This window comes from Caproicibacter fermentans (genome assembly GCF_009746625.1).
GTDB lineage: Bacteria > Bacillota > Clostridia > Oscillospirales > Acutalibacteraceae > Caproicibacter > Caproicibacter fermentans.
In genome coordinates this window covers 1-3,306 of sequence record NZ_VWXL01000043.1, presented here as the reverse complement: position 1 = coordinate 3,306, position 3,306 = coordinate 1, and the positions used below count along the sequence as shown (strand labels likewise).

Below are 3,306 nucleotides of genomic sequence, written 5' to 3'. Positions count from 1 at the left end.
CTGTAGCGTAGCCACTCCACTATGTTTTTAAGGCTTCATGATGAAGCCTTGTTTTCTATACCCTTTTTTAGATGCCAAACTGAGAAATTTTCTCCCGAAAAGGCTTGACATGTAATTAGCTGGACTGTCCCAAGGGAACTATCCGCTGCCTTTGTGGGAATCTCGTTTTCCTTGAAGAAACGCTTTGACCTGTTCGCCTGTCATGGGGACGATTTCGGGAAAGATGCTTTCCAGAATTGCTCCACGCTCAATGAGGCGGTGAGTTCGTTCTTTGCGCTTCGAATCGGTCTTCCGGTTCAGCAAAATTTTCTGCCGGTTTTCAAGCTGGCGGATTTTCTCCCGCACAGCTTCCGGCTCCTGTGACGATGGCATAGTATCAATCACTCCATCCATTTCTTTTTTTCAAAATAGTGCCTGAGATTTTTCACGCCTTTTCTCACGGAATCGCATACGCCGCTGCTGTTTACGCCTTCGGCGCGGGCAATATCCACTTTCTTCATGCCAAGTATGTAATGAGCGTACACGCGCCGCGCCTGAATGGGCGGCAGGTGGTCAAGAGCTTCATAAAGCTGTTGCATTGAAACTTTTTGCATAAGGATTTCTTCGGGCGACGGCTCCGTGTGAAGAATGCTGTTTTCAATGCCGTCGCCGCGATCCAGAGAATAGTAGGCTTTGTGTCGATATGTTCTTTGACGGTAATTGTTTTCCTGACGAGTAGCTAAAAGAATGGCTTCAGCAACCTCGTCGCTAACTTCAATAAAATGATCTTCTGTAAGGAGCGGGTAATACTTGCGCAGATTGATTGTAGGCATACGGCTAACCTCCAGACAGCGAACGGGACAGACAGATTAAACCTGCCTGTCCCGTTTACTCATGTGATAGGGCAAATGCCCTTCACTTGATTAGCCTGAAAATTCCTTTCCGTACGGTGGGTACGCAAAAAAATTCCTGCATTTATTGCGTACTGCTTCAATGCTGTCCTGAACGGCAGATTTGGAACAATTGCAGAGTTTTCCAATCGCTGAATAGCTTAGTCCATGCATCGCAAAGAGAAGAAACCGCTGTCGCTGAATCTTTGTGCAGCTTTCCAACACTGACATGATTTCCTGCAAGGTTTCTTTTCGGCAGAGCCACTGCTCCGGCGTTTCGGAATAACAGCATCCCTCACGTGCGACTATGTATTCATCGAATTCCCGCCTGTCCCAATGACGGCGCTGTTCATGGGCAAGATTTTCGACCTTATGCTCGGCTTGGTCAAGATATTCACAGATCTCAACGGTAACTTCAACGGGCACGGCTTGTCCGCTGATTTTGATAGATACCTCCATGATTTTCTGTCCTTTCTGAAAGATTTGAAATTTCAGAAAGGATTGGGAGGCGAGCGACAATGCGGAAAAACGAGTGCAAAAAAGCTCACTTGGACAGAATCCAGATGAGCTTTGAAAGGGAGAGGAAATGTGAAGTCCTCTTTAATATGATTGATTGATTCCTGTTGATAGGCAGGGTTATCCTTAGAACCGCACAGGCTTTTTTTGACAGATTACTTATTAGAGCGACGCATAACAGATAGATGTCCGCTTCATCACGCCCGACCGCTGACTATCAGCGGTCGCCTGTTGTTCATGGAACATTGAACACACATAGAAAAGCCCTCCAAACTCGTAAGTCTGGAGGGAAGGGAAAAAGCGTTTATTCAAGCATAGGAATAGACCCACCAAATTTACGTTTTTTTTATTTGGCGGGTCATTTTTATGATAGGTCGAGTGGGTTATGCTGGTGTCCATTCTCCAACCCATCGCCCTGTAGTGCGGTTAAATTGTCTTTTGTAATACGCTCCATTGATTTTTTTAACGAACCAAACATATTGTGTTGCTTGTGTTGTCATTATTTGGTCAGCAGCAGAGGATATCCCTTTGGCAGATACTGTTGAAGCTTCCGCAGTGGTACACAAGGCTCCGCTCAATAAGGTTTGAAATAGCAAAGCTAAGGCTATAACTTTTGTTAAGGTTTTCTTAATGGCTTTCATTTTCTTTCCTCTCTTTCTTTTATTGGCAAATTCTTATATGGCTCTTCGAGTCCTTTTATAGTAGTTAAATATCCGGCGTTATGTAAATAAACATCATATTGTCCATCAGGCATTTTAACCAAATATGCCGTATCCGGTGTTAACGCAACCAAATCGGGCTCGCGATCACTTGGCAATGAATATTGCGGCTGTATAACGCAGGAAAAAGAAAATATTAATATGACGGCTGACATTATACTCGCTATAAAGATTCTGATATTCGAATATCTTGGTCTTTCACGCGGAAACAATAACTCAAAACGTTGTACGATCTCTGGCTGATTATTGCTATCTATAACACCCAATGTGCCATGTATTATTTTTTGTGTAGATAGCCTGGACTTTTTGTAGGTATTCAAGAGGAATTGTAAGTATCGCAGTCTCTTAGTTTCTTCCCATGTTTTACTTATAGAGAAATCAACATTTATTTCAAGAATGCAATCAGATCTTTTTCGTAACGCATAAACGAATGGATTCCACCAATAAATAGCGCAGATTAACTCGATCAAAGTTTTAACCCAAATATCCCTATTATGATAATGCTCTAACTCATGCCTGAGAACAAAATACTGTTCTTCACTAGTAAAATTTGATATTGGAAATACAATTGTCGGAGAAACAAATCCAAAAATCATTGGTATTGATACAGCGGATGTTTCAATAATTTTTAATCGCTTTGGCAATTTATATTCAGAGGCTACTTTTAGAAAAATGTCTTGATCTATATCTGTTTTTACAGGACAAAATTTGAATGATCTTTTGAGATGATATTGATTGCTCAATAATCTTATCATGCTGATTACTATACCGGTTAGCCAAACGACACCTATTAGAGAAAACAGACTAATGTTCTTTAACATCAAAACTGTAGACAAAGGAGTTCGTAAAAAAGTATCAATCTTTGGCAGAAGATTAGTTGAAAAAAACACCTTTGTATATGGAAATTCCATGGGTATTAATATCCTCACAATTATCATTAACAACAGCGTGAGAAGTACTGGAATCCCAAGCATCTTAATATATGATGTTTTCTTTGACAGAAAGCAAAATAATACAACTAGCAAATTGCTAATTATAATTGTAACAAATATGCTCCATATTGATATCACCTTGTATCACCCGATTTTTCATTCTCAATTTCTTTTTTTCTGTCATTTAACATTTTTTCAAGTTCATCGATAACGTTTGATTCATTTTCCGTATTTTCCAGTTTAAGCAGGGTTGCTACTAGATGAGGAATT

The 3,306-nt window shown here is 40.6% G+C and carries 5 protein-coding genes; all 5 read right to left on the bottom strand.

All coding sequences use genetic code 11. The annotated features are described in order from the left end of the window. Positions 1-138 precede the first annotated feature (138 nt). The 5 genes from CAFE_RS06305 to CAFE_RS06285 all read right to left on the bottom strand — a co-directional run bounded on the left by CAFE_RS06305 (position 139) and on the right by CAFE_RS06285 (position 3,174). The gene (locus CAFE_RS06305) at positions 139-372 is read right to left on the bottom strand and encodes a DUF3847 domain-containing protein (protein ID WP_205703167.1); all 234 of its coding nucleotides are present in this window, start codon (positions 370-372) and stop codon (positions 139-141) included. Positions 373-380: 8 nt separating this feature from the next. Next, complete coding sequence (locus CAFE_RS06300; RefSeq protein ID WP_128743083.1) at positions 381-812, bottom strand: RNA polymerase sigma factor; 432 nt, start codon at positions 810-812, stop codon at positions 381-383. Positions 813-902: 90 nt separating this feature from the next. Then, a complete protein-coding gene (locus CAFE_RS06295) occupies positions 903-1,328 on the bottom strand; it encodes an RNA polymerase sigma factor (RefSeq protein WP_128743084.1) in 426 nt (141 codons plus the stop codon). 440 nt (positions 1,329-1,768) lie between these two features. Beyond that, positions 1,769-2,026, bottom strand: coding sequence for a hypothetical protein (locus CAFE_RS06290; RefSeq protein ID WP_128743085.1), 258 nt, complete (start codon positions 2,024-2,026; stop codon positions 1,769-1,771). Then, the gene (locus CAFE_RS06285; protein WP_156990130.1) at positions 2,023-3,174 is read right to left on the bottom strand and encodes a M56 family metallopeptidase; all 1,152 of its coding nucleotides are present in this window, start codon (positions 3,172-3,174) and stop codon (positions 2,023-2,025) included. Before CAFE_RS06285 ends, CAFE_RS06290 begins: the two co-directional genes overlap by 4 nt. Positions 3,175-3,306 lie beyond the last annotated feature (132 nt).

Bases quoted from the DNA above. Each gene is read 5' to 3' on its own strand.
- CAFE_RS06305 (WP_205703167.1), bottom strand. From the start codon at position 372: ATGCCATCGTCACAGGAGCCGGAAGCTGTGCGGGAGAAAATCCGCCAG.
- CAFE_RS06300 (WP_128743083.1), bottom strand. From the start codon at position 812: ATGCCTACAATCAATCTGCGCAAGTATTACCCGCTCCTTACAGAAGAT.
- CAFE_RS06295 (WP_128743084.1), bottom strand. From the start codon at position 1,328: ATGGAGGTATCTATCAAAATCAGCGGACAAGCCGTGCCCGTTGAAGTT.
- CAFE_RS06290 (WP_128743085.1), bottom strand. From the start codon at position 2,026: ATGAAAGCCATTAAGAAAACCTTAACAAAAGTTATAGCCTTAGCTTTG.